20 protein-coding genes and 1 tRNA gene are annotated in these 21061 nt (G+C 54.9%); 9 read left to right on the top strand and 12 right to left on the bottom strand.

Annotation, left to right across the window (positions count from 1 at the left end; genetic code table 11):
* Positions 1–229: 229 nt before the first annotated feature.
* Complete coding sequence (locus V1587_RS07925; RefSeq protein ID WP_013097677.1) at positions 230–478, top strand: DUF1158 domain-containing protein; 249 nt, start codon at positions 230–232, stop codon at positions 476–478.
* A gap of 54 nt (positions 479–532) precedes the next feature.
* Here V1587_RS07925 and V1587_RS07920 read toward each other — a convergent pair whose 3' ends face one another.
* Both V1587_RS07920 and V1587_RS07915 read right to left on the bottom strand, forming a co-directional pair.
* Positions 533–874 (bottom strand): RamA family antibiotic efflux transcriptional regulator, encoded by a 342-nt coding sequence (locus V1587_RS07920; protein WP_010428317.1) that lies wholly within the window; start codon positions 872–874, stop codon positions 533–535.
* Positions 875–906: 32 nt separating this feature from the next.
* Positions 907–2010 (bottom strand): MBL fold metallo-hydrolase, encoded by a 1104-nt coding sequence (locus V1587_RS07915; protein ID WP_371898817.1) that lies wholly within the window; start codon positions 2008–2010, stop codon positions 907–909.
* 190 nt (positions 2011–2200) lie between these two features.
* Between V1587_RS07915 and V1587_RS07910 the strand changes: the two genes are divergently transcribed.
* The 3 genes from V1587_RS07910 to nfsB all read left to right on the top strand — a co-directional run bounded on the left by V1587_RS07910 (position 2201) and on the right by nfsB (position 3923).
* A complete protein-coding gene (locus V1587_RS07910) occupies positions 2201–2791 on the top strand; it encodes a TetR/AcrR family transcriptional regulator (RefSeq protein WP_371898816.1) in 591 nt (196 codons plus the stop codon).
* Complete coding sequence (locus V1587_RS07905) at positions 2781–3149, top strand: MmcQ/YjbR family DNA-binding protein (protein ID WP_371898815.1); 369 nt, start codon at positions 2781–2783, stop codon at positions 3147–3149. The genes V1587_RS07910 and V1587_RS07905 overlap by 11 nt, the downstream gene beginning before the upstream one ends.
* Before the next feature lie 120 nt (positions 3150–3269).
* A complete protein-coding gene (gene nfsB, locus V1587_RS07900; RefSeq protein WP_371898814.1) occupies positions 3270–3923 on the top strand; it encodes an oxygen-insensitive NAD(P)H nitroreductase in 654 nt (217 codons plus the stop codon).
* 27 nt (positions 3924–3950) lie between these two features.
* On the opposite strand, the gene V1587_RS07895 is transcribed toward nfsB, so the two are convergent.
* Positions 3951–4553 carry a hypothetical protein gene (locus tag V1587_RS07895; protein ID WP_008499384.1) on the bottom strand — a complete coding sequence of 201 codons (603 nt, stop codon included), beginning with the start codon at positions 4551–4553 and terminating at the stop codon, positions 3951–3953.
* Positions 4554–4705: 152 nt separating this feature from the next.
* Positions 4706–5575 carry a helix-turn-helix transcriptional regulator gene (locus tag V1587_RS07890; protein WP_371898813.1) on the bottom strand — a complete coding sequence of 290 codons (870 nt, stop codon included), beginning with the start codon at positions 5573–5575 and terminating at the stop codon, positions 4706–4708.
* Positions 5576–5682: 107 nt separating this feature from the next.
* On the opposite strand from V1587_RS07890, the gene V1587_RS07885 reads away from it, so the two are divergent.
* Both V1587_RS07885 and V1587_RS07880 read left to right on the top strand, forming a co-directional pair.
* Positions 5683–7119 (top strand): MFS transporter, encoded by a 1437-nt coding sequence (locus V1587_RS07885; protein WP_371898812.1) that lies wholly within the window; start codon positions 5683–5685, stop codon positions 7117–7119.
* 65 nt (positions 7120–7184) lie between these two features.
* Positions 7185–8426 (top strand): mechanosensitive ion channel family protein, encoded by a 1242-nt coding sequence (locus V1587_RS07880; protein WP_371898811.1) that lies wholly within the window; start codon positions 7185–7187, stop codon positions 8424–8426.
* A gap of 146 nt (positions 8427–8572) precedes the next feature.
* Here the strand turns inward: V1587_RS07880 and pheP are convergent, their stop codons facing one another.
* From pheP to V1587_RS07840, 8 genes are all read right to left on the bottom strand, one after another.
* The gene (pheP, locus tag V1587_RS07875) at positions 8573–9961 is read right to left on the bottom strand and encodes a phenylalanine transporter (RefSeq protein WP_371898810.1); all 1389 of its coding nucleotides are present in this window, start codon (positions 9959–9961) and stop codon (positions 8573–8575) included.
* A gap of 103 nt (positions 9962–10064) precedes the next feature.
* Positions 10065–12248 (bottom strand): TonB-dependent receptor, encoded by a 2184-nt coding sequence (locus tag V1587_RS07870; protein ID WP_371898809.1) that lies wholly within the window; start codon positions 12246–12248, stop codon positions 10065–10067.
* A gap of 184 nt (positions 12249–12432) precedes the next feature.
* Entirely contained in the window at positions 12433–12708 is a 276-nt protein-coding gene (gene yahO, locus V1587_RS07865) for a DUF1471 family periplasmic protein YahO (protein WP_023310654.1), read from the bottom strand.
* Positions 12709–12857: 149 nt separating this feature from the next.
* The gene (locus tag V1587_RS07860; RefSeq protein WP_371898808.1) at positions 12858–13889 is read right to left on the bottom strand and encodes an ABC transporter ATP-binding protein; all 1032 of its coding nucleotides are present in this window, start codon (positions 13887–13889) and stop codon (positions 12858–12860) included.
* Between the two features lies 1 nt (position 13890).
* Positions 13891–15465, bottom strand: a complete 1575-nt coding sequence (locus V1587_RS07855; protein ID WP_371898807.1) for an ABC transporter permease — start codon at positions 15463–15465, stop codon at positions 13891–13893.
* 24 nt (positions 15466–15489) lie between these two features.
* Positions 15490–16506 carry an iron ABC transporter substrate-binding protein gene (locus tag V1587_RS07850; protein ID WP_371898806.1) on the bottom strand — a complete coding sequence of 339 codons (1017 nt, stop codon included), beginning with the start codon at positions 16504–16506 and terminating at the stop codon, positions 15490–15492.
* A gap of 355 nt (positions 16507–16861) precedes the next feature.
* A complete protein-coding gene (locus tag V1587_RS07845) occupies positions 16862–17692 on the bottom strand; it encodes a lysostaphin resistance A-like protein (protein ID WP_371898805.1) in 831 nt (276 codons plus the stop codon).
* A 102-nt stretch (positions 17693–17794) separates the two neighbouring features.
* A tRNA-Arg gene (locus tag V1587_RS07840) sits at positions 17795–17871 on the bottom strand.
* Positions 17872–18149: 278 nt separating this feature from the next.
* Between V1587_RS07840 and V1587_RS07835 the strand changes: the two genes are divergently transcribed.
* The 3 genes from V1587_RS07835 to fimZ all read left to right on the top strand — a co-directional run bounded on the left by V1587_RS07835 (position 18150) and on the right by fimZ (position 21033).
* Positions 18150–18848: an EAL domain-containing protein gene (locus V1587_RS07835; RefSeq protein WP_371898804.1), complete on the top strand. Its 699-nt coding sequence runs from the start codon at positions 18150–18152 to the stop codon at positions 18846–18848.
* Positions 18849–18872: 24 nt separating this feature from the next.
* On the top strand, positions 18873–19601 hold the full coding sequence (locus V1587_RS07830) for a response regulator transcription factor (RefSeq protein WP_048225963.1): 729 nt from the start codon (positions 18873–18875) through the stop codon (positions 19599–19601).
* 799 nt (positions 19602–20400) lie between these two features.
* Positions 20401–21033, top strand: a complete 633-nt coding sequence (gene fimZ, locus V1587_RS07825) for a fimbria biosynthesis transcriptional regulator FimZ (RefSeq protein ID WP_371898803.1) — start codon at positions 20401–20403, stop codon at positions 21031–21033.
* The last annotated feature ends 28 nt before the right edge of the window (positions 21034–21061 follow it).

The raw sequence follows: 21061 nt of genomic DNA, 5'->3' as shown, positions 1-21061 counted from the left end.
TGTTATTGCCACGTTAATTGGTTATAGCACCTATACATTTGTAAAATTATTTTCCTGATGCGGACGTTTATTTACATTACGAGATAATAATATAAACGCCGGGTCGTATGTTGTTATTTATTGGCAGTAATAATGTCTTTGTTTTATTCAAAAAGGCCAGCGGGGCTGATATTGCTTTACGTAACAGAATGCCGGACAATGACATTTTTAACTGACGATTAACATTACGATGAAACACCCGCTAGAATCGCTGCTCACCGCAGGCGGCATTTTATTACTGGCCCTGCTTTCGTGCCTGCTGCTCCCGGCGCCTTCGCTTGGGCTGGTGCTGGCGCAGAAGCTGGTTCAGACCTTTCACATGGTCGATCTTAACCAGCTCTATACCATTCTGTTCTGCGTGTGGTTTTTACTGCTCGGGGCGATTGAATTCTTCGTGCTGCGTTTCGTCTGGCGACGCTGGTTTTCACTCGCGTCCTGAGCCCATAAAAAAGCCGGGTGGCGGCTACGCCTTACCCGGCCTACGCGCGACAGGTTAATGTGTCTGGCTATGGTTCTCTTTACGGTACGCTCCCGGCGGCTGGTTGAACGTACGGGTGAAGATACGGGTAAACGTCTGCTGCGAGTCAAACCCGTAACGCAGGCAGATGTCGTACACCCTGGCATCGGATTCTCGCAGATCGCGCGCCGCCAGCAGCAGCTTACGTTCACGAATATAACGCCCCAGACTCTCCCCTTTGTACTGCATAAACAGCCGCTGCAGGTGCCATTTCGAGTAACCCGCGTGGCGGGCAATCTCCTCTATTCGTAATGGCTGGTGCAGATTGTCGTCGATCCATTCGACGATAGTGTCGATGACTTGAGCGGAAATGGTCATACTGCTGTCCCCCTCTGCTTCTCGCTTAAACATTATTCCCACCACGCACGAAAGGTTTGTGCGCTGTCGCTTACCCGGACGGGCTCGCCCAGTTCCGGCGTCAGCAACCGATAATTTTTATCCTTGCTGGCTTTTGCCAGCTGGATCAGCGGATCGTTCCAGGCGTGTTTCGCCAGCACGAAGCGTCCGTTATGCCCGGGCACCACGGCTTTCGCGTTGAGATCCGCCGAGGCCTGCGCCGTTTCCTCCGGCAGCATGTGGATGTACTTCCAGTCCTGGTCGTACTGGCCGTTCTCCATGATGGCGACGTCCACTTCGCCAAACTGTTCACCGATGGCCCTGAAGTGCGGGCCGTAACCGGAATCCCCGCTGTAGTAAACCTTCTGCTCTGGCGTGACGAACATGAAGCTGCCCCACAGGGTGCGATCGCGTTTGATGCCGCGACCGGAGAAGTGACGCGCTGGCAGAACGTGCACCGTCAATTCATCGCTGATGCGTACCGACTGGTTCCAGTCACGCTCGTCAATAATCTCGGGCTTCATCCCCCAGTAACGCAGGTGGGACCCCACGCCCAGCGGCGTCACTACGCGCTTCACCTTCGGCAGTAGCGCCTTGATAGTGGCGTAATCCAGATGATCGTAGTGATCGTGCGAGATAATCAGCAGGTCGATCTCCGGCATGCGTTCCGCGCGCCACGGATACTCGCCGGCAAAGGCCTTATTGAGGAACGAGAACGGCGCGGCATAGTTGCCAAGCACCGGGTCAATCAGGATCCGTTTACCCGCGAGCTGCATATACCACGAGGAGTGACCGAGCCACACCAGGGTGTCCTGCTCCAGCGGCAGGCTCGCAAGATCGGTTTTCACCAGCGGCAGCGGCTGGGCCGGGCGGGCGTTTTCGGTTTTTTTGGTCAGAAACTCCCACATTGCGACCAGCATATTTTTATCGCCGTTATAACCCGGCGTCGGCAGCGTATTGTGGAATTTCCCCTCGCGATACTGTGGGGAGGCCTCCACTTCAGTGAGTCGTTCACCCTGCGGCGGCTGGCCGAATCCGGCATTCAGAACAAACGGTAAACTCGCGGCTGAAGCAATAATCATGATTAACACCACGCAGATGAAGAGAGGTTTTTTCATATCCTGACCCGAAAACGCGCCCCATCCGATAGCGTGCGCAGGGTAAACTTGATTATGAGTGAGTAAGCACTCATTATAGATATGATGATAAAGTCGTCAAGACGTTTTCGATCTTTGACATTCCGCGTTGCAGCGTGTCAAAGCACGTGTTTCAATCAGGGTTTTTATAATTGACAGGAGGAAAAATTTAGTGGCACGTCCGAAGAGTGAAGATAAAAAACAGGCCTTACTGGAAGCCGCAACGGCGGCGTTTGCACAGTCAGGTATTGCCGCCTCAACGGCGCTCATTGCCCGTAAGGCGGGCGTCGCCGAAGGCACCCTGTTCCGCTACTTTGCTACGAAAGACGATCTGCTGAATGCCCTCTATCTTCATCTGAAGCAGGATCTCTGCCAGACCATGCTGGCGAACCTCGATCGCACCATCACGCTGCCTAAAGAACATACCCGCAATATCTGGAACAGCTATGTGGACTGGGGTATTCGTAACCCGGTTGCTCATGCGGCGATCCGCCAGATTGGCGTCAGTGAAAAGCTGAGCACCGAAACGGAACAGGCGGTGAAAGAGATGTTTCCGGAGCTGCATGAACTCTGCCGGCGCTCGGTGCGTCAGGTGTTTATGTCTGATGAGTTTAAAACGTTTGGCGATGCGCTTTTCTTATCGCTTGCCGAAAGTACGATGGAATTTGCCACCCGCGATCCGTCCCGCGCCGTTGATTTTAAAGCGCTCGGCTTTGAGGTGATGTGGCGCGGGCTTGCCCAGGAAGAGAGCGATGGACAGTAAAACGTTGCAGGAACACGCAAAACGCGTGGCGCTGGAACTGCCGTTCACCGAACACTGCTGGCCGTTCGGGCCGGAGTTTGACGTGTTCAAAGTGGGTGGAAAAATTTTCATGATTATGGCCGTCGCGCACGGGCGGCCGCACGTCAGCCTGAAGTCAGACCCGGAGAAATCTCTGTTAAACCAGCAGATCTACCGCGGGATAGAACCCGGCTACCATCTGAGTAAAAAGCACTGGATTTCCCTTTACGGCACTGACGACGTGACGCCGGAACTGGTTACCGATCTCATCAATGATTCCTGGCATCTGGTGGTGGATAAGCTGCCAAAAAAAGACCAGAAGTGGATCCGGCCGGTCTGATTGTTCGTCTGAGACGAACAGATTAAACGCTCGAATTGCCCTTATCTTTTTCCGCGTACCGCTGTAATCTGCTTACCTTTCGCGCCCGCACGCGGGCGAATTTCATCATCAGGAGTTGTTATGGATATCATTTCTGTTGCGCTGAAACGCCACTCCACCAAGGCGTTCGACGCAAGCAAAAAACTGACCGCTGAAGAAGCGGAAAAAATCAAAACCCTGCTGCAGTACAGCCCGTCCAGCACCAACTCCCAGCCGTGGCACTTCATTGTGGCCAGCACCGAGGAAGGAAAAGCGCGCGTGGCGAAATCCGCGGCAGGCACCTATGTGTTCAACGAACGCAAAATCCTGGATGCCTCTCACGTGGTGGTGTTCTGCGCGAAAACCGCGATGGACGATGCCTGGCTGGAACGCGTTGTCGATCAGGAAGAAGCCGACGGTCGCTTCAACACCCCGGAAGCCAAAGCCGCGAACCACAAGGGCCGCACCTATTTCGCCGACATGCACCGCGTGGATCTGAAAGATGACGACCAGTGGATGGCGAAGCAGGTTTACCTGAACGTCGGCAATTTCCTGCTGGGCGTGGGCGCAATGGGCCTGGACGCGGTACCGATCGAAGGTTTCGACGCCGCGATCCTCGACGAAGAGTTTGGCCTGAAAGAGAAGGGCTTCACCAGCCTGGTAGTGGTGCCGGTTGGACATCACAGCGTGGAAGATTTCAACGCCACGCTGCCGAAATCCCGCCTGCCGCTGAGCACGATTGTGACCGAGTGCTAAACAAAACGGGCCGCTCTGTGCGGCCCGTTACGCTTTACTGATGACTAACCTGCGATGTGGGTGCACATCACGATCGTGTCCCCAGGCAAACGCAATCCAGCGTTCTTCCAGTTCGGCATATGAACTCACCGGTGTTAAGTGCCACTCTTCCCCTACCGTACCGTCAGCCACGCTTATCCGATAATTCATACTGAACGCCCAGTCGATCATGCGTAACCAAAACCGCTGTCCATCGCCGGTTTGTTCGCTGTCAGAAACCACAATGTCGTATTCGCTCAACACCCATTGGAAGAAGGATTGGGGTAATCCACTGATTACCCGCTGATGGACAGCGCGTGGCGTGCGCCAGACCATCACCTGTGTTGCAGCCCCGTGTGGAAAGGTAATTTCTTTATGAAACGTCAACTTTACCGCATACGCCGTATAGGGTTTTCCGTCCTCGGTGGTCACGAGACGGTATTCATCGCCGTATCGCGATTTTAACAGGCGATATCCCACCGGCAGCATAAATCCGGGCAGATGAAAATCCACCGTACCCCGCGCAAGAAACGCTTCGGTATGTTCGACGTTTCGGGAGATAAGGCCTAATTTTTGGCTGAAATCTGCGGAATCAATCATCAGTGGCGACATGGTGGTTGCTCATGGCGAGAGTATAGACGACTTAACACCTTGTCGAAATGATGTCGATTCAGTCGATGGGTTTAAGTTAAACCCAACATTACACCGGTCTCCTCCACTTAGCAGATTCGGCGCTTATTCCCTGAAACCGTCTCGCAAAAAACTTACTTTCCCTGCGCAGCCAGCCACTCCATCGCCCGCTCCCCGGCCTCATCCACCGGCAGATACACCAGCAGACGCGACCCGTTTCGCGGCGCGGAGTACCAGTACATCTGCTGCAGCGTAAAATCCCCCAGCTCGGGATGGGTAAACAGCTTGAGCTGGTTCTCCACGCCGCGCACGTCGTTACGCTGGTGCCACAGGTTTTTAAACTCTTCGGACACCGCAAAGAAGCGCGCCAGTTTGGCCTCCCACTGCGGGTCACCCCGGTGTTCGGCCATCGCCGCCCGGAAATAGGAGACAAAGATGGGCAGTACGTCGTCGCGTCTGCCGAGGCGCGCGCGCCACGCCGGATGGGTGAGGAACAGGTAAATACAGTTGCGATCTTCGGGAGGGATGTCATTGAAATCGACGCCCATCAGATGCCCGAAGCTGTCGTTCCACGCCACGATATCGAAATTGGGTTTCTGAATGCTGGCGGGTTTCGGCATCAGCGTATCCAGCAGGCGTCGGGTGCCTTCGCTGATGCCTTCGCAGCAAACCGCCTGCGGCGCTTCACCCGGCGGCAAACCCGCTAACACAAACAGGTGCCGGGCTTCAGTTGGGGTGCATTGCAGCGCTTTTGCCACGGCCGCCATCACCGCGCTGGACGGATTGACGTCCCTGCCCTGCTCAAGCCAGGTGTACCAGGTCACGCCCACGTCTGCGAGCATCGCCACCTCTTCCCGGCGTAGACCCGGCGTGCGGCGACGACCGCTGCGCGGCAAGCCGAGACGCTGCGGATCGAGGCTTTCACGTCGGGCGCGTAAAAATGCCCCGAGCTGTTTTCGGGTGTCATCCTGAAGTGAGACGACGGGTTCAGACATAAGCGCCATAGATCCCCCTGCATGGTAGTGCCAGTACCAGTATAAGCAAGAACTGGTACCCGTTTATCTGATGGTAGATGCTACGACCATCTGTTGAATGACGCAATGGAGTTACCATGAATACGTCAGTTGTTTCACCGGGTCGCGCTGGCCTGATATTGCTGTTAACCGGCCAGATGCTGCCGATGATTGATACCTCAATCACCAACGTGGCGCTGGACGCCATTACCCATTCACTGCACGCTACCGCCACCGAACTGGAGCTGATCGTCGCGCTCTACGGCGTGGCCTTTGCCGTCTGCCTCGCGCTCGGCAGCAAGCTGGGGGATAACTTTGGCCGTCGCCGTCTGTTCATGTGGGGCGTGGCGAGCTTTGGCCTGGCCTCGCTGCTGTGTGGAATGGCGGGGAACATTGAACAGCTGCTCGCCGCGCGCATCGTTCAGGGCGCGGGTGCCGCACTGATCATGCCGCAAATTCTTGCCACGCTGCACGTGACGCTCAAAGGTACGGCGCATGCAAAAGCCATCAGCCTGTTCGGCGGCATCGGCGGGATTGCGTTTATCGTCGGGCAGATGGGCGGCGGCTGGCTGGTATCGGCGGATATCGCCGGACTGGGCTGGCGTAACGCCTTTTTTATCAACGTGCCGATTTGTCTGGTGGTGCTGGCGCTGAGCCGCCGCTTCGTACCGGAAACCCGTCGCGAGACGCCGTCACGCATCGACTGGCCGGGTACCGTGCTGCTGGCCATCATGCTTTGCTGCCTGCTGTTCCCGATGGCGCTCGGCCCGCAGTGGCACTGGTCCTGGCCGCTGAAGGTTATGCTTCTCGCCCTTGTCCCGCTGGCCTGGCTGATGGCGCTGAATGCGCGCAAAAAAGAGCGTGAGAATGCCCACCCGCTGATCCCGCCGCGCCTGCTTGCGCTTCGCAGCGTACGCTTTGGCATACTGATTGCGATGCTCTTTTTCAGCGTCTGGTCCGGTTTTATGTTCTGCATGGCCCTGACCATGCAAACCGGTCTGGGGATGGCCCCCTGGCAGTCCGGGAACAGTTTTATCGCCCTGGGCGTGACCTACTTTATTTCGGCGTGGTTCGCGCCGCGGCTGATTGCCCGCTACAGCACCAGCACTATTCTGCTGACGGGTCTGGCGATCCAGATTACCGGCCTGCTGGCGCTGATCGCCACGTTCCGCGTTTGGGGCATGGAGAATACCGCCCTGACGCTGGCACCCGCGACCGGACTAGTGGGCTACGGGCAGGCGCTGATCGTGAACAGTTTCTACCGCATCGGGATGCGCGATATTCAGCCTGACGACGCCGGGGCCGCGAGCGCCATTCTCAGCACCCTGCAGCAGGCCGCGCTGGGGCTTGGCCCGGCCATTTTTGGCGCGATTCTGCTGCACGCGCTGCAGAACCATCACGGGGATTACACCCTGGCGGTTAACGTCTTCCTGATGGTGGAAACGGCGATGATGGTGGTGCTTGCCCTGGCGACGCTGCGCATCCGCCATAGCCTGTGCCTGCCGGTGGTGAAGGTCTGCCAGGCCACCAAATAAGACCGTGAATTTGCATAATAGATCCGCAGCCGCCATTATGGGGCTGCAAAAATACAGGAGATGTTATGCAGGAATTGATTGCTCAGGTTGAAGAGTTAGGCATTGAAATTAATCACACCACCTCTTTAGTGATTATCTTTGGTATTATTTTTCTTACCGCCATCATCGTTCATTTTATTCTGCACAAAGGCGTGCTTCGCGCTTTCGAAAAACGCGCGCAGGCCAGCAGCCATTTATGGCTGCAGATCATCACCCAGAATAAATTATTTCACCGTCTGGCCTTTACCCTGCAGGGGATAATTGTCAACGTCCAGGCGGTACTGTGGCTGCAAAAGGGCAGCGAAGCAGCGGAAATACTCACCACCTGCGCGAAGCTGTGGGTGATGGTGTATGCCCTGCTCTCTTTCTTCTCGCTGCTGGACGTGATTTTCAATCTGTCGCAGAAAATGGCCACCGCATCACAGCTGCCGCTGAAAGGGATTTTCCAGGGCATCAAGCTGGTGAGCGCCATCCTGGTGGGAATACTGATTATCTCCCTGCTGATTGGCCAGTCCCCGGCGATTCTGATAAGCGGTCTGGGTGCCATGGCCGCCGTCCTGATGCTGGTGTTTAAAGACCCGATACTCGGACTGGTGGCTGGGATTCAGCTTTCCGCCAACGATATGCTCAAGCTCGGCGACTGGCTGGAGATGCCGAAATACGGTGCCAACGGCACGGTGACGGACATCGGCCTGACCACTGTGAAAGTACGCAATTTCGATAATACGATTACAACCATTCCGACGTGGGCGCTGGTCTCCGACGCCTTTATCAACTGGAGCGGCATGTCGGCCTCCGGCGGGCGACGCATTAAGCGCAGCCTGAACATTGATACCACCAGCATTCATTTTCTCGACGAGCAGGAACAGCAGAAGCTTATTCAGGCGAAACTGCTGAAGCCCTATCTGGCCGCGCGTCATGAGGAAATTAGCCTGTGGAATCAGCAGAACGGTGAAGGAGAATCGGTATTAAACCTGCGCAAGATGACCAATATCGGCACCTTCCGCGCCTACCTGAATGAATATCTGCGCAACCACCCGCGCATTCGTAAAGATATGACGCTGATGGTGCGTCAGCTCGCGCCTGACGCGAATGGCTTGCCGATTGAAATATATGCCTTCACCAACACGGTGGTCTGGGCAGAATATGAGGAGATTCAGGCCGACATCTTCGACCATATTTTCGCGGTGGTGGATGAGTTTGGGCTGCGTATTCACCAGTCCCCGACCGGAAACGATATTCGCTCGTTGACCCCTCAGCATCGGTAAGGTGGGTTGCCGGGTGGCGGCTTCGCCTTACCCGGCCTACTTTGGTTTTGTAGGCCCGGTAAGCGAAGCGCCACCGGGCGAAAAGGCAGGTGCGGTCTGGTGCCCTCACTCCGGCCCTCTCACACAGGGAGAGGGAGAAAACCGCGCTACTTTTTGCGGGAAAGCTTAAACGTCACAAACAGGAAGATAACCCACACCGGCAGCAGCATCGCCGAGAGACGCATCTCATCCATGGTGCACATCAGCACCAGAATCAGCCCCAGGAAAGCGATACAGATGTAGTTCCCCGCCGGATACAGAAGCGCTTTGAACTGCGTCTCTCGCCCCTTGCGGCGCATCGCGGCGCGAAAGCGCAGGTGCGCCAGGCAGATCATAATCCAGTTCAACAGCAGCGTGGCAACAACCAGCGCCATCAGCAGGCCAAAGGCCTCTTTCGGCAGCAGATAGTTAATCAGCACCACCAGCGAGGTGATAGCGCCGGAAAGGAACAAGGAATTCACCGGCACGCCGCGACGGCTGACGCGGGTGAGGAACTTCGGCGCGTTGCCCTGTACGGAGAGGCCAAACAGCATGCGGCTGTTGGAGTAGACGCCGCTGTTATAGACCGACAGCGATGCAACCAGAATGACGAAGTTCAGCGCGGAGGCGACCACGTTGCTGTTCAGATCGTGGAAAATCATCACGAACGGGCTGCTGTCGGATTTCACTTCCACCCACGGATAGAGCGCCAGCAAGACCACCAGCGAGCCGATGTAGAACAGCAGAATCCGGTACACCACCTGGTTGACCGCTTTTGGAATGCTTTTATGCGGGTCGCGCGCTTCGGCAGCGGTAATACCAATCAGCTCTAATCCACCGAAGGAGAACATGATCACCGCCAGGGAGAGAATCAGCCCTTTCCAGCCGGTCGCGAGGAAGCCGCCGTGCTGCCACAGGTTGTCGATAGTGGCCCGCTCGCCACCGTGGCCGGAGAACAGCAGCCACAGGCCAAAGCCGATCATACCGATAATCGCCAGCACCTTGATCAGCGCAAACCAGAACTCGGTTTCGCCATACAGGCGCACGTTGACGAGGTTAACGGCGTTAATAATGATGAAGAAGGCCGCCGCCCAGATCCACGTCGGGACATCCGGCAGCCAGTACTGCATGTAAATGCCTGCGGCGGTCAGCTCCGCCATCCCCACCAGCACGAACATGACCCAGTAGTTCCAGCCGGACAGGAAGCCTGCAAACGGGCCCCAGTATTTATAGGCAAAGTGCGCGAAGGAGCCTGAAACCGGCTCTTCAACGACCATCTCGCCAAGCTGGCGCATGATCAGGAAGGCAATAATCCCGGCGATACCGTAACCCAGCAGCACCGCCGGGCCAGCCATCTGAATAGCGGGGCCGATGCCGAGAAACAGCCCGGTACCGATGGCACCGCCAAGGGCAATTAACTGAATATGTCGATTTTGCAAACCACGTTGCAGCGTCGGATTCTGATCCGACGAGGCTTCAGCGCTACCATGGCCTGAAGCGGATGACGCGTCTTTCACGTCCTACCCCTGTCTCTTTTTTAGAAGGGGCACGTTTTAACACTTCATGCTGGAGGTAGCAAGGGATTGGGGCATCCCTGCCCCGGATAACGAGATGGAACGCTTAAAACGCGTAGCCAACCGAGACCTTAAAGGTGCGCGGCTCGCCCTGCGTAATATAGGTACCGGAATCGTCCACGCTGGCCCAGTAGTTTTCATTGGTCACGTTGTCGATGCCTGCGCGCACGGTCATCTGGTTTGCATTGTGGTTCACCGCGAAGCGATAGCGCATCCCCAGATCCAGCGTGGTGTAGCTATCCAGCTTTTTGGTGTTTGCCAGATCAGCGTACTGCGCGCCGGAGTGGTTCACGCGGGCGGTGGCGGTCAGGCCATCAATCGGCTTGATGTCGTACTCTGCGCCCAGCACGGCGTAAAAGTTCGGAATACCGATCGCATCGTTACCCTGATTCACACCATTTTTGGTTTTGGTCAGCTCGGCCTGCAGCCATGTGGCGCTGGCGTTCAGACGCATCCCCAGCATGGGTTCGCCGAAGACGTTCAGCTCCACGCCGCGGTTACGCTGCTCGGCGTCCAGGCCGTAGTGGCCGCTGTCGTCAAGGATCGCCGACGGCATCTTGATTTCAAACAGCGCAAGCGATCCGCCCACGCGGCCAAAGTCCGCCTTCACGCCCACTTCGTTCTGCTTAGAGTGAACGATACCGGTGCTCTGGCCGTAGTTGGTGGCGGTATTAGGCGCGGTTTTGCCCGGCTGCAGCGCTTCGGTATGGTTAGCATAGAGGGAGATTTCCTCCCACGGCTTGTAGACCACGCCATAGGTTGGCATCCAGCGGCTGCCGTCGAAGCCGTCTGCCGCGTTTTCCGCACCGGTAATTTTGTTATACCCGCGAATGACCACTTTCTGGTGGCGCGCGCCCGCGGTGAACAGCAGTTTGTCGTCCAGCACGCCCAGGGTATCGCTCAACAGCCAGCCCTGGGTACGGGTGCGTCCGCTGGTCAGCGGGTCGCTGTACTTTCCGCCAGATCCGTTGAGGTTGGTGCTGTCCGGCATATCGACCCCGGTGTTGTGATAGATGTTGGTCGTCGGGTTATCCTTCGTCGCCGACATTTTCCACGCGATCTTTTCGTTTTTGGTCATCGCCGAATAGCCAACGTTGACCTTGTGCGAGATAAAACCGGTATCAAAGTTACCGCGAATGCCCGCCATGCCGCTGACGGCGTCGCTGATGCGGTTGGTATCCAGACGGCTAACCGTTGCCTTGCCGCTTTTATCGACCAGCTTCGGCGCGCTGTAGATCCCTTCCTCATGCGCATGCTGCGCGCCCAGGCCGGTATAGGCGGTCCAGCCGTCGGTGATGTCGTACTCGCTGCGCCACATCCCGAACTCGTTTTCGATGTTGCTGTAGGCCCACTTCTGCGAGAAGTTGCGATCGTTTTTCGGCGGCTCGGGCACGAAATCCACCGCGGAAATATTGACGCTGGTCGGGCTGCCGTGGAAGGTTTTCTTCTGATAGCCGAGATCCAGCGAGGTGCGGAAGCGGTCACCGCTGTAATCCAGGCCGGTAGAGAGCAGCGTGGTGCGGCGGCGATCGTTCGGTATGCCGGTTTCCCCTTCGCGATGGACCAGGTTCACCCGCGCGCCAAACTGGTCGTTGTCGCCGTAGCGACGGCCCGCATCCAGCGTGGTGCCAATCTGAGAATCTGAGGTGTAGTCGACGCCCACTTTCGCCTGCGGAAGTTCGCCCGCGTGTTTTGGCTCAAGGTTGATCATCCCGCCCACGCCGGAGCTCGCCGCGCCGTTCATCAGGGCGTTTGCCCCTTTGAAGATCTCAATGCGCTCAACCATCTGCGTATCCACCACCTGCCGCGGCAGCACGCCGGACAGACCGCCAAAGGTCATGTCGTCACCGTCGAACTTCAGACCACGGATACGGTAGGTTTCCGCGCTATTGCCGAACCCCTGAACGAACTGCACGCCCGCGTCGTTCGCGACGACATCGGCAATGGTTTTCGCCTGCTGATCTTCCACCAGCTTCGAGGTGTAGCTGATGATGTTGAACGGCACGTCCATGGCGTTCTGCTGGCCCAGCATCCCCATGCGCCCGCCGTTCGCCACCTGTCCGTCAAGGAAGGCCGGAATCAGCTGGTCACCACCGGGTTTGAAATCGCTTGCTGGTGCAGCCTGGACAACGAGTGTGTCCTCTTTTTGATCGTCCGCCGCGAAGGCGGAATGTGTCACCGCGCCAACGGCGAGCGCCAGCAGCGTCTTGTGTATGTTGGTGTTGTTCATCGTTAACCCATTTGAAAGTGCGCGCAAAAATGACCCTTTGTCGGGCCTTAGAATGTATTGACAGCAATGCAAATGAGAACTATACGCATTATCTATGTGTTAGCAAGCGTAACCACGAACAACAAGACGAGGGGGAGACAGGGTGAGGAACAACCACCCCGTTTCGGGGGTGGCTGCAGTGACGTTATTTTTTCTTGTAGATATTGGCCGTACCGTGAATTTTATTATTGGTGTTCCCTGAAGTGAGCACCAGGACATCCGCGCCTTTCTTATCGGCTTTCTCAATCAGTTCTTTTTTCGCATCATCAACCGATACTTCATTCGAGGTGTTTACCGTACCGATTTTTTTATATTGAGATGCAACTTTTTTGAACTCACTTTTAGTCAGCAGCTGAGCAGCAAAAGCATTGGTTGTAAACAGTAACGCCGTTCCCAACAAAATAGCAGTCGTCTTTTTCATAACCTTTTTCCTTGAGATTAATCAGCAACTACGAAAAACCTCACGCAGTGTGGTGAGGTTTTATGAGCATGGTAGAGAATCTCAGGAAATGCCATACGGTCAGGAAAATTGTTTTATAACAACCCGTTGCATGAAATTACTAACGAATATTAAGAATATTCGAATACACGCGCTACGCCAGCAATATCAATGCGTACCGCCGTGCCCGGGTTCCATCCTGGCTGGCTGACGGTCTTCAGGGTCACGGGCTCGTGCTGCCCGGCGAGCCCGAGGGTGAGCGTCGACAGGTGGCCGGTAAAGTCCACATCAAGAATTGAGATTGGGCTTTCATGTGGGGCACATGCCGTCACGCTCAGCTGTTCCGGGCGCAGCATCACTCTGCCCTGCCCTGTCGCCTGCGCGTTGTCCGTGGGCACCTCACCCAGGGCGCAAAGGGCGTAGCCCGCGGTGAGCTGCGCAGGCAGGATCAGCGCATCGCCAAGAAACAGCGCCGTCTCTTCGTCAACCGGACGGGTGTAAACGTCATAAGGCATACCGACCTGCGTGAAGCGTCCGGAACGCATGACGGCAACCTGTGTGGCAAAGGACAACGCTTCGTTCTGATCGTGGGTGACCAGAATCGAGGCAACGCCCGCTTCGGCCAGCAGATCGGCCGTTGCCTTACGCGTCATCGCGCGCAGGCCGGTATCGAGAGCCGAGAACGGTTCATCCAGCAGCATCAGTGAAGGACGCTGGGCCAGCGCACGGGCAAGCGCCACGCGCTGCTGCTGTCCGCCGGAAATTTCGTGGGGCCAGTGTGTTGCGAGCTGCCTGTCCAGCGAGACCATCTCCATCAGCGCCTCAACGCGCTGGCGCTTCTCGTGGCGGGTCCCGTCCAGCCCCCAGGCAATGTTATCTGCCACATTGAGGTGCGGGAACAGCGCACCCTCCTGAGGCACAAAACCGATCCCGCGCAGATGGGCTGGGACAAAACGGTTTTCATCAAACAGCGTTCTTCCCTGCATGACAATACGTCCGGTGTCGGGCGTCTCAAACCCGGCAAGAATACGCAGCAGCGTGGTTTTCCCTGACCCGGACGGCCCGACAATCGCCGTCCTGCTCCCCGGCGCAACGCTCAGGTTTAAGCTGTCGAGCACCTGAACATCAGCAAACGATTTAGAAATGGCGGTTAATTCAAGCATGTCATAGCCCTGCAATTTTTTTCGACTGCATATAGAGAATGGCGGTCAGCGGGAGTGAAATCAGGATCATCAGCATCGCGTAAGGCGCGGCGGCCACGTAGTCAATTTCACTGGTCAGCGCCCAGAATCCGGTGGAAAGCGTGCGCGTGCCCAGGGGAGAGAGCAACAGCGTGGCGGTTAACTCGTTGCTGACGCCGAGGAAAACCAGCGCGGCACCCGCCGCCGCTCCCGGCGCGGCCAGGCGCATCGTGACGCTCCAGAGCGCCTTTGCGGGCGTGCTGCCAAGGCTGCGCGCCACGTTTTCCAGTTCGACCGGCGCCTGCGCAATCCCCGCCCGCAGGTTGATGAGCGCGCGGGGCATAAACATCAGCAGGTAGGCCAGGAACAGGGTTATTTCCGTCTGGTAAATAGGGCGGGCGTAATGAATGGTGACGGTGACCAGCGCCAGCGCCGTGACAATGCCCGGCAGTGAACTGGTGATATAGATGCACCCTTCCAGCATCCGGAAGATACGGTGCGGATAGCGGATACCGAGCCACGCGATGGGGATCACGCACGCCGTCGTCAGGAGCGCGCCGCCCACGCCGAGCATCAGCGTCTGGCGCAGGGAGTGCCAGAGATCGGCGCTCATCCAGTTTTCAACACCGCCGAGCCAAATCCAGCGACACAGGACAATTAACGGCACGCCCAGCGCCAGCACGATCAGCACGATGAAAAACAGTTGCCCCAGCGCGGCGGCCGCAGGCTTCAGCGGCCAGCGTTTCTGTTCCCGCGCGGCCCCGGCGCCAATGCGCGCGTAGCGTGCTTTTCCGCGCGTCACGCCTTCCAGCACTAAGATAGCCAGGCAGCATAACGCCAGCACGCCCGCCAGCATGTTCGCTGCCGGGCCGCTGAAGGTAGACTGAAACTGGTCATAGATTGCCGTGGTGAAGGTATCAAAGCGGATCATCACGTACAGGCCATATTCCGCCAGCAGGTGCAGCGCCACCAGCAGCGCGCCGCCGCAGATAGCCAGCTTGAGCTGGGGCAGCACCACGCGGAAAAAGACCCGCCACGGCGGGGTGCCGAGCGAAGCGGCGACATCTTCGAGCGTCGGGTCAAGGCGACGCAGCACCGCCGCAACCGGCATATAGATAAACGGATAGTAGGCAAGAACCGAGAGGAATACCCCCGCGGAGAGCCCGTGCATGGACGGGACAACGCTCACCCATGCATAGCTTTGCACAAACGCGGGGATCGCCAGCGGGGCGACCGCCAGTGCAGACCAGATCCCTCGTCCGGCAAGCTGCGTGCGCTCTGTGAGCCAGGCTATCGCCACGCCCGTCACGATGCACAGCGGAACCGCTAAAGCCGTCAGCCACAGCGTGTTGCTGAGCAGCTCGGCAACACGCGGGCGAAACACCAGCGCCTTAATGGTTTCCCAGCCGGTCTCAATGCCAATGGCAATGATAAAACCCAAAGGCAGAAGCGCCATTAATGAAAACAATACAGCTAACGCAACCATCGGGAGTGCAGGACGCCTGCGGGCAGGCTCCTGCACTCTGTTTTTTCCGATGTCGAGACTCAGACCAGACATAAGGCGTTCACTTCACTCTCAGGATCACAGCAGACCGGCTTGCGTCATCAGCTCGATAACTTTTTTACCGTTGAGCGATGAAGGTTCAACTTTCGGCGCATCAAGATCTTTCAGCGGGACCAGTTTCGGGTTGGAGGCCGCGTTCACGCCCACTGCATACTCAAAGGCATTGTTGGTACGCAGACTTTCCTGACCTTCTTTACCGGTAATGTATTTAATAAAGGCCTGCGCCTGCGCTTTGTGTTTGCTGGACGCCAGCACGCCACCGCCGGAGAGGCTTACGAACGCGCCCGGATCCTGGTGTTTGAAGTAGTAGAGCTGGGTGTTTTTGCTGTTTTCACCGGTTTTGGACTGATCGACAAAGCGGTAGTAGTGATAAATCACGCCGCCATCAATCTGGCCGGCATTGACTGCCTTCATCACGGTGCTGTTGCCTTTATAGGCAACGAAATTGGCTTTCATCGCCTTGAGCCATTCCAGGGTGGCCTTTTCGCCTTTCAGAGCCAGCATCGCGCTCACGATGGCCTGGAAATCCGCGCCTGACGGTGATGCCGCCCAGCGGCCTTTCCACTCGGGTTTTGCCAGATCCATCAGAGATTTAGGCAGCTGCTGTTCGCTCAGCTTCGCCGGGTTATAGACGAATACGGTGCTGCGGGCGGCAATGCCGATCCAGCGGCCGTGCGCCGGACGATACTCTGCCGGTACCTGCTTCAGGGTGTCTGCATCCAGCGGCGCAAACAGGTTGGCATTATCCACCAGCACCATTGACGGCGAGTTTTCCGTCAGGAATACGTCTGCCGGTGACGCGCTGCCTTCCTGAACCAGCTGGTTACCCAGTTCGCTGTCATCGCCGTTACGCAGAGTGACTTTAATGCCGGTTTCTTTAGTAAAACCGTCGACCCACGACTTCACCAGGTTTTCGTGCTGCGCGTTATAAACAACGATACCTTCGTTGTTATCGGCGGCAACTGATTGTGTGGAAAGGAAAAGGGATGAAGACAACAAGGCAAGCGAGAAGCAGGACAGCAGGCGAGAATTCATGAAGATATCCTTTATAGACCAACGGGATTAACAACTCATAGCTTTGTGGGACAGGATTAAAGCATACAACAACGCTAATGATAATTAGTATCAATCCAGTTTAGTCGTAAAAGTGTAAAATTTCTTTTTAGCAGATTTTAGAATGATAAAAATCCAAATTTTAATGCGAGATAATTTTTAGATTAAGAAAACCTTAAGCCTGTCTACAAGGAAATTAATTAGCCTTCTATTTATTATGGCACGAAGGTAAATCTGTTATTCATGCTTCCGGCAGATATAAAAGCCCCGATATTGCGGGGCTTTTTATGCTTATCCGGAGGTAGCTAGATTTATAAGGCTACTATTTTAAAAAGCATCACATAACCGCATGAGGGGCATACATAGGATAGGTGAAGAACAATAAATGCACGCAGTTCAGCCCAAAATGGAATAACGTTGCAACCCAGAGCCTGCCGCTCCACATCCATGCCAGGCCGTAAATAATGCCGGAGAGGCTGGCAAAAATAATCAGCAGTGAACCGCCGCTATAATGCATCAGCCCAAAGATGACTGAGGCAATCAACAGCGCGACAGCAGGATGAACGATCCGGGACAAGCGCTGCTGCAGGTAGCCTCTGAACAAGGCTTCCTCAGCCAAAGAGACGAAGAAAATATTCGCAAGGGCAAATTGAGCGAACCATTCTGGCGCATGCGGCTCAATTCTAAGCCCGCCCAACGCAACGGCCAGAAGTAACAGCGCGGGTACCGAAAGAACCAATATCGCCCAGCCGACCTTGCCAGCTTTATATAGGGGTTTTGCTACGAATAACGTTGGCATGCACGTAATTAAAAAGAACGGCACCACTGCTTTGTCCATATTAAAGTACATACTGAACGGTATGCTTTGCGGACCAACGACGACACCATCCAGCACCCTGGGATTATGAAAACACGGGATCACATGCAAAACCAGGGCAACGGCGATGACCACGCACAGGATTTCGACCAGATATATGTATTTATTTTTTTTATTACGTAGCCATTCAACAACAGACCAGCCAACAACGATTGATGCAATAATCAGTAGCGCCGGGGCGTCAAGAATACTCTGTTTCCAGCCGAGAAATGCCGTTAATCCCAGCATCAGGTAAGCCAGGCTTTTATTAAGGGAGAGTGCGGCAAGCGAAGTTGCGAGTAGATACCACATAAATGTCCTTCATGACCGGTAAATTTTAAGGGCGATGTCCCAAATATGTCCCACAACGGAAATCAGGAGGATGTGAAAGAGGCGTAACGCTATGAAATGAAATGGCACGCCCTGTAGGATTCGAACCTACGACCTACGGCTTAGAAGGCCGTTGCTCTATCCAACTGAGCTAAGGGCGCACTGAGAAGCGTGAACTTCGCGGTGGTGAAACGCGAAGAATTATACGGTCAATGGCAGGTGAGTCAATGCCTTTTCCGTTTTCAGGGCCAATTCCCCCTAGCCGATTGTAAATACGGCTATTTTCTCAACATTTATCCCCGTTTTACCGTAAAATTTAGCGCTGCGAAAAGCCTTAGTTGCATTTAAGTAACGCCTGCTGTTTTCCTGTAAGTCAGCTCGTCACACTAGAGTCAGGTATCCCGGCCGCCTGGAGGCTGACAGACAACAGGACAATGGAGTGACAGCGCAAAACCTGATCGATACGCCCCCCCGCTTACAGTACATATCTCAGGACATCGTCGGCATTAAGCTCGAGCCCATCGTCGCCCTTACCTCCTTGCGCCAGGTTGGCGTCGAGGTCCTTAGCGTCCTGGCCGACACGCGGCACAGTGAGGACTTTTTTTGCGATCGCTCCGCTGACTGGTCGATAACGCTGCTTGAAGCGCAGCTTGCTGCGTTAAAAAATACGCCGCACGGTCATAAACTTTTTATTAATCTGCCGATAACCGTCCTGACAGAGCCTGCGTCCTTTCAGCGTCTTATCAGACTCCCCTGCGTGCCGCTCAATATAGAATTTGTCGACCTTGCGGCTTTTTTGGCGCTGTCTGTCGCGCGCAAGCAGCATGTGGTTCAAAATCTGCAGCAGCTGAGCAGACAGGGGCACGCAATCTGGCTGGATGACATCGATGACGTCTTAGTACAGTCGTTTTTATCCTGCCGACTCCCTTTAAGTGGCATCAAAATAGATAAGGAAGCATTCTGGCGTTTACGCGACACCCCTGCGCTGAGGCAACTGGTTTCCCTTTGCTTTCAGCTTGCCGGGAAAGTGCTTATCGAAGGTATTGAGACTGAACGCGATCGTACCTTGGCACTGCAGGCAGGCGCAGACTTCGGCCAGGGGTATTACTGGCCGTCCTGGACATGGCCGGAGGATTAAAACGCCATTTCCAGGAGGGAGGCCATGCGAATGACAGTGCGCCGTTACCGGCGGCGGCGTACAGGAAGTGATGCACTGGGATTTACGCGCTCACCTTTTGCTCCCCCCTTTTTCGACCGGCTCGAATTCTTGAGCCAGTCCATCAGCCAGCCCCGCAAAACAGACGCCCCGTTTATCCTTCTGGTGACGGAGGATCACTATCTGCGTACCGGCTTTCTCAACGGGCAGTTCCCGCTGAGCAGCTGCTGCGACTACGCTACGCTTGATGACGCCCTTGTCGCGCAGACGCAGTGGCCCTCCGCCCGTCTGGTCGTTGATATTGAAAGCCGGTCCACGGGGCTGCTGGAGAAACTGGATCAGTTGAGACGGCACAGCCTGTTTCCGCCTTTCCTTACGCCCTGGCTGTTAGTCCGGGCCGATAATTACGACACCCGCCTCTTCTGCAAAGCGGCTGGTCCTTTTCATGTGCTCGAACGCCAGCTGAACGCCGCGGCACTCCAGCACAGCCTGCTGGATACCCGCCCCCCGCAGGGCTCCGACAAAGACTGGTTCTCCCGCAACGAATGGCCAATCCTGCAGGAACTTTCCCGGGGCAAGACGTTACGTCAGATTGCCCTTATGCAGAATCGTCCCTATAGCCGCATTATCTATCGTCTCAGCTGCATCCTGGTGAAACTGGGGCTGAGTCATCGGCAGGAATTGCTTCATCTTCTTAATAACCTCTCAGACTGCACGTTTACACTCACGTCCTAACCCCTTATTTCCTAAAGCGCTTTAGGAATTTACTTACCATTCGTGTTTCAAAAATGTTAATTTTTAACAATAAAGTCGAAATTATAACTATTCCTAATTTATGGCCGCGAACCTTGTGAAATGCCACAAATTGAACGAACGGCAGAACTTTCCTCCATCCGTTAAGTGAATGCAGGCAGCGTTAACAAGATGATAATGATGTAAAAACAAGCAGGTTAGCGGGAACGCTCAGGAGGAAAAAGCGAAGCGGATAGCATGTTCTCCTGTGCATGAGATGCGGGCCTTCGGGTCAACCTGCACGCTTTCAGATGAAGGTCTGACGGCCTGCGAGGGCAATTGTTGTCCTCATCAGCGTGGGTTAGCCCCGCTGAATGATGCGTGTTTTTGTTAACAATTGATCAACATAAAGAGATATCTGTTATTTTTTGTTATTACATAAAGATGAAAATATGCGGTAAATGAGATAACAGGATATTTCCGCTAAATTTAAAAAAATAGCGATTCAGATCCAGAAGATAATACAAACCCATACGCGGATATTAATTTACAGGGTTTTCGGAAAAAACTTACCCTGTATAATAAGATGCGTACCAAATTTGAATAAGAAAAATCTTTTTGCCAACACCAGCCTAATGAGATGACCGCGCTGAGGCATAGTTCTTTTCATTACGTAAACAAGGATGCTTTCGCTCTTTCCAGGGAAATACTACGGTATAGGGATCTGCACATTATATCCTTCCGGCATTTCGAGAGTTTTACAAACTCTGCATAACGCTTTTAACAATCTGAGGCATTAAAAATGAAACCGGCATCCGTTATCATTATGGACGAACATCCTATCGTCAGAATGTCGATAGAAGTCCTGCTACAGAAAAATAAGAATATCACAGTCAAGCTCAAGTCTGGCGATAGCCATGAAGTTCTTGACTGTATCCGTAATCACCCTATCGATCTGGTGATCCTTGACATTGAACTCACGGGCACGGATGCTTTCGCTTTACTCAAGAGAATCAGAAACTTAAACAAAGAGATTAAGGTTCTGTTTCTCTCATCTAAATCAGAGTTATTTTATGCGGGTCGCGCTATTCGCGCCGGGGCAAATGGCTTCGTCAGTAAACGTAAAGATTTGGGTGAGATCTACAACGCCGTAGAAATGATTCTGATGGGCTATTCCTTTTTCCCGTCGGAAACGCTGAACTTTATAAACCATTTGGGGTCAGGGAAAGGGATGGCTGTCGATATGCCATTATCGAACCGCGAGGTCACGGTATTACGGTATCTGGCGAATGGATTATCCAATAAGGAAATTGCTGAACAGCTACTATTAAGCAACAAAACCATTAGCGCGCATAAATCCAATATTTATTCCAAGCTGGGTGTGCAAAGCATCGTGGAATTAATTGATTACGCCAAAGCGCACGAACTGCTTTAACCTGAATTCACTCCCTGCAGCTTATCTG

Origin of the sequence: Enterobacter sp. ECC-249, from assembly GCF_043965265.1 — a bacterium.
Taxonomy (GTDB): Bacteria; Pseudomonadota; Gammaproteobacteria; order Enterobacterales; family Enterobacteriaceae; genus Enterobacter; species Enterobacter quasiroggenkampii.
Note: the sequence above shows the minus strand (reverse complement) of the source record. Positions and strands in the feature narration are given on the sequence as shown.

Coding starts and splice junctions, on each gene's coding strand:
- V1587_RS07925 (WP_013097677.1), top strand. CDS start 230: ATGAAACACCCGCTAGAATCGCTGCTCACCGCAGGCGGCATTTTATTA.
- V1587_RS07920 (WP_010428317.1), bottom strand. CDS start 874: ATGACCATTTCCGCTCAAGTCATCGACACTATCGTCGAATGGATCGAC.
- V1587_RS07915 (WP_371898817.1), bottom strand. CDS start 2,010: ATGAAAAAACCTCTCTTCATCTGCGTGGTGTTAATCATGATTATTGCT.
- V1587_RS07905 (WP_371898815.1), top strand. CDS start 2,781: ATGGACAGTAAAACGTTGCAGGAACACGCAAAACGCGTGGCGCTGGAA.
- nfsB (WP_371898814.1), top strand. CDS start 3,270: ATGGATATCATTTCTGTTGCGCTGAAACGCCACTCCACCAAGGCGTTC.
- V1587_RS07895 (WP_008499384.1), bottom strand. CDS start 4,553: ATGTCGCCACTGATGATTGATTCCGCAGATTTCAGCCAAAAATTAGGC.
- V1587_RS07890 (WP_371898813.1), bottom strand. CDS start 5,575: ATGGCGCTTATGTCTGAACCCGTCGTCTCACTTCAGGATGACACCCGA.
- V1587_RS07885 (WP_371898812.1), top strand. CDS start 5,683: ATGAATACGTCAGTTGTTTCACCGGGTCGCGCTGGCCTGATATTGCTG.
- V1587_RS07880 (WP_371898811.1), top strand. CDS start 7,185: ATGCAGGAATTGATTGCTCAGGTTGAAGAGTTAGGCATTGAAATTAAT.
- V1587_RS07870 (WP_371898809.1), bottom strand. CDS start 12,248: ATGAACAACACCAACATACACAAGACGCTGCTGGCGCTCGCCGTTGGC.
- yahO (WP_023310654.1), bottom strand. CDS start 12,708: ATGAAAAAGACGACTGCTATTTTGTTGGGAACGGCGTTACTGTTTACA.
- V1587_RS07860 (WP_371898808.1), bottom strand. CDS start 13,889: ATGCTTGAATTAACCGCCATTTCTAAATCGTTTGCTGATGTTCAGGTG.
- V1587_RS07855 (WP_371898807.1), bottom strand. CDS start 15,465: ATGTCTGGTCTGAGTCTCGACATCGGAAAAAACAGAGTGCAGGAGCCT.
- V1587_RS07850 (WP_371898806.1), bottom strand. CDS start 16,506: ATGAATTCTCGCCTGCTGTCCTGCTTCTCGCTTGCCTTGTTGTCTTCA.
- V1587_RS07845 (WP_371898805.1), bottom strand. CDS start 17,692: ATGTGGTATCTACTCGCAACTTCGCTTGCCGCACTCTCCCTTAATAAA.
- V1587_RS07830 (WP_048225963.1), top strand. CDS start 18,873: ATGCGAATGACAGTGCGCCGTTACCGGCGGCGGCGTACAGGAAGTGAT.
- fimZ (WP_371898803.1), top strand. CDS start 20,401: ATGAAACCGGCATCCGTTATCATTATGGACGAACATCCTATCGTCAGA.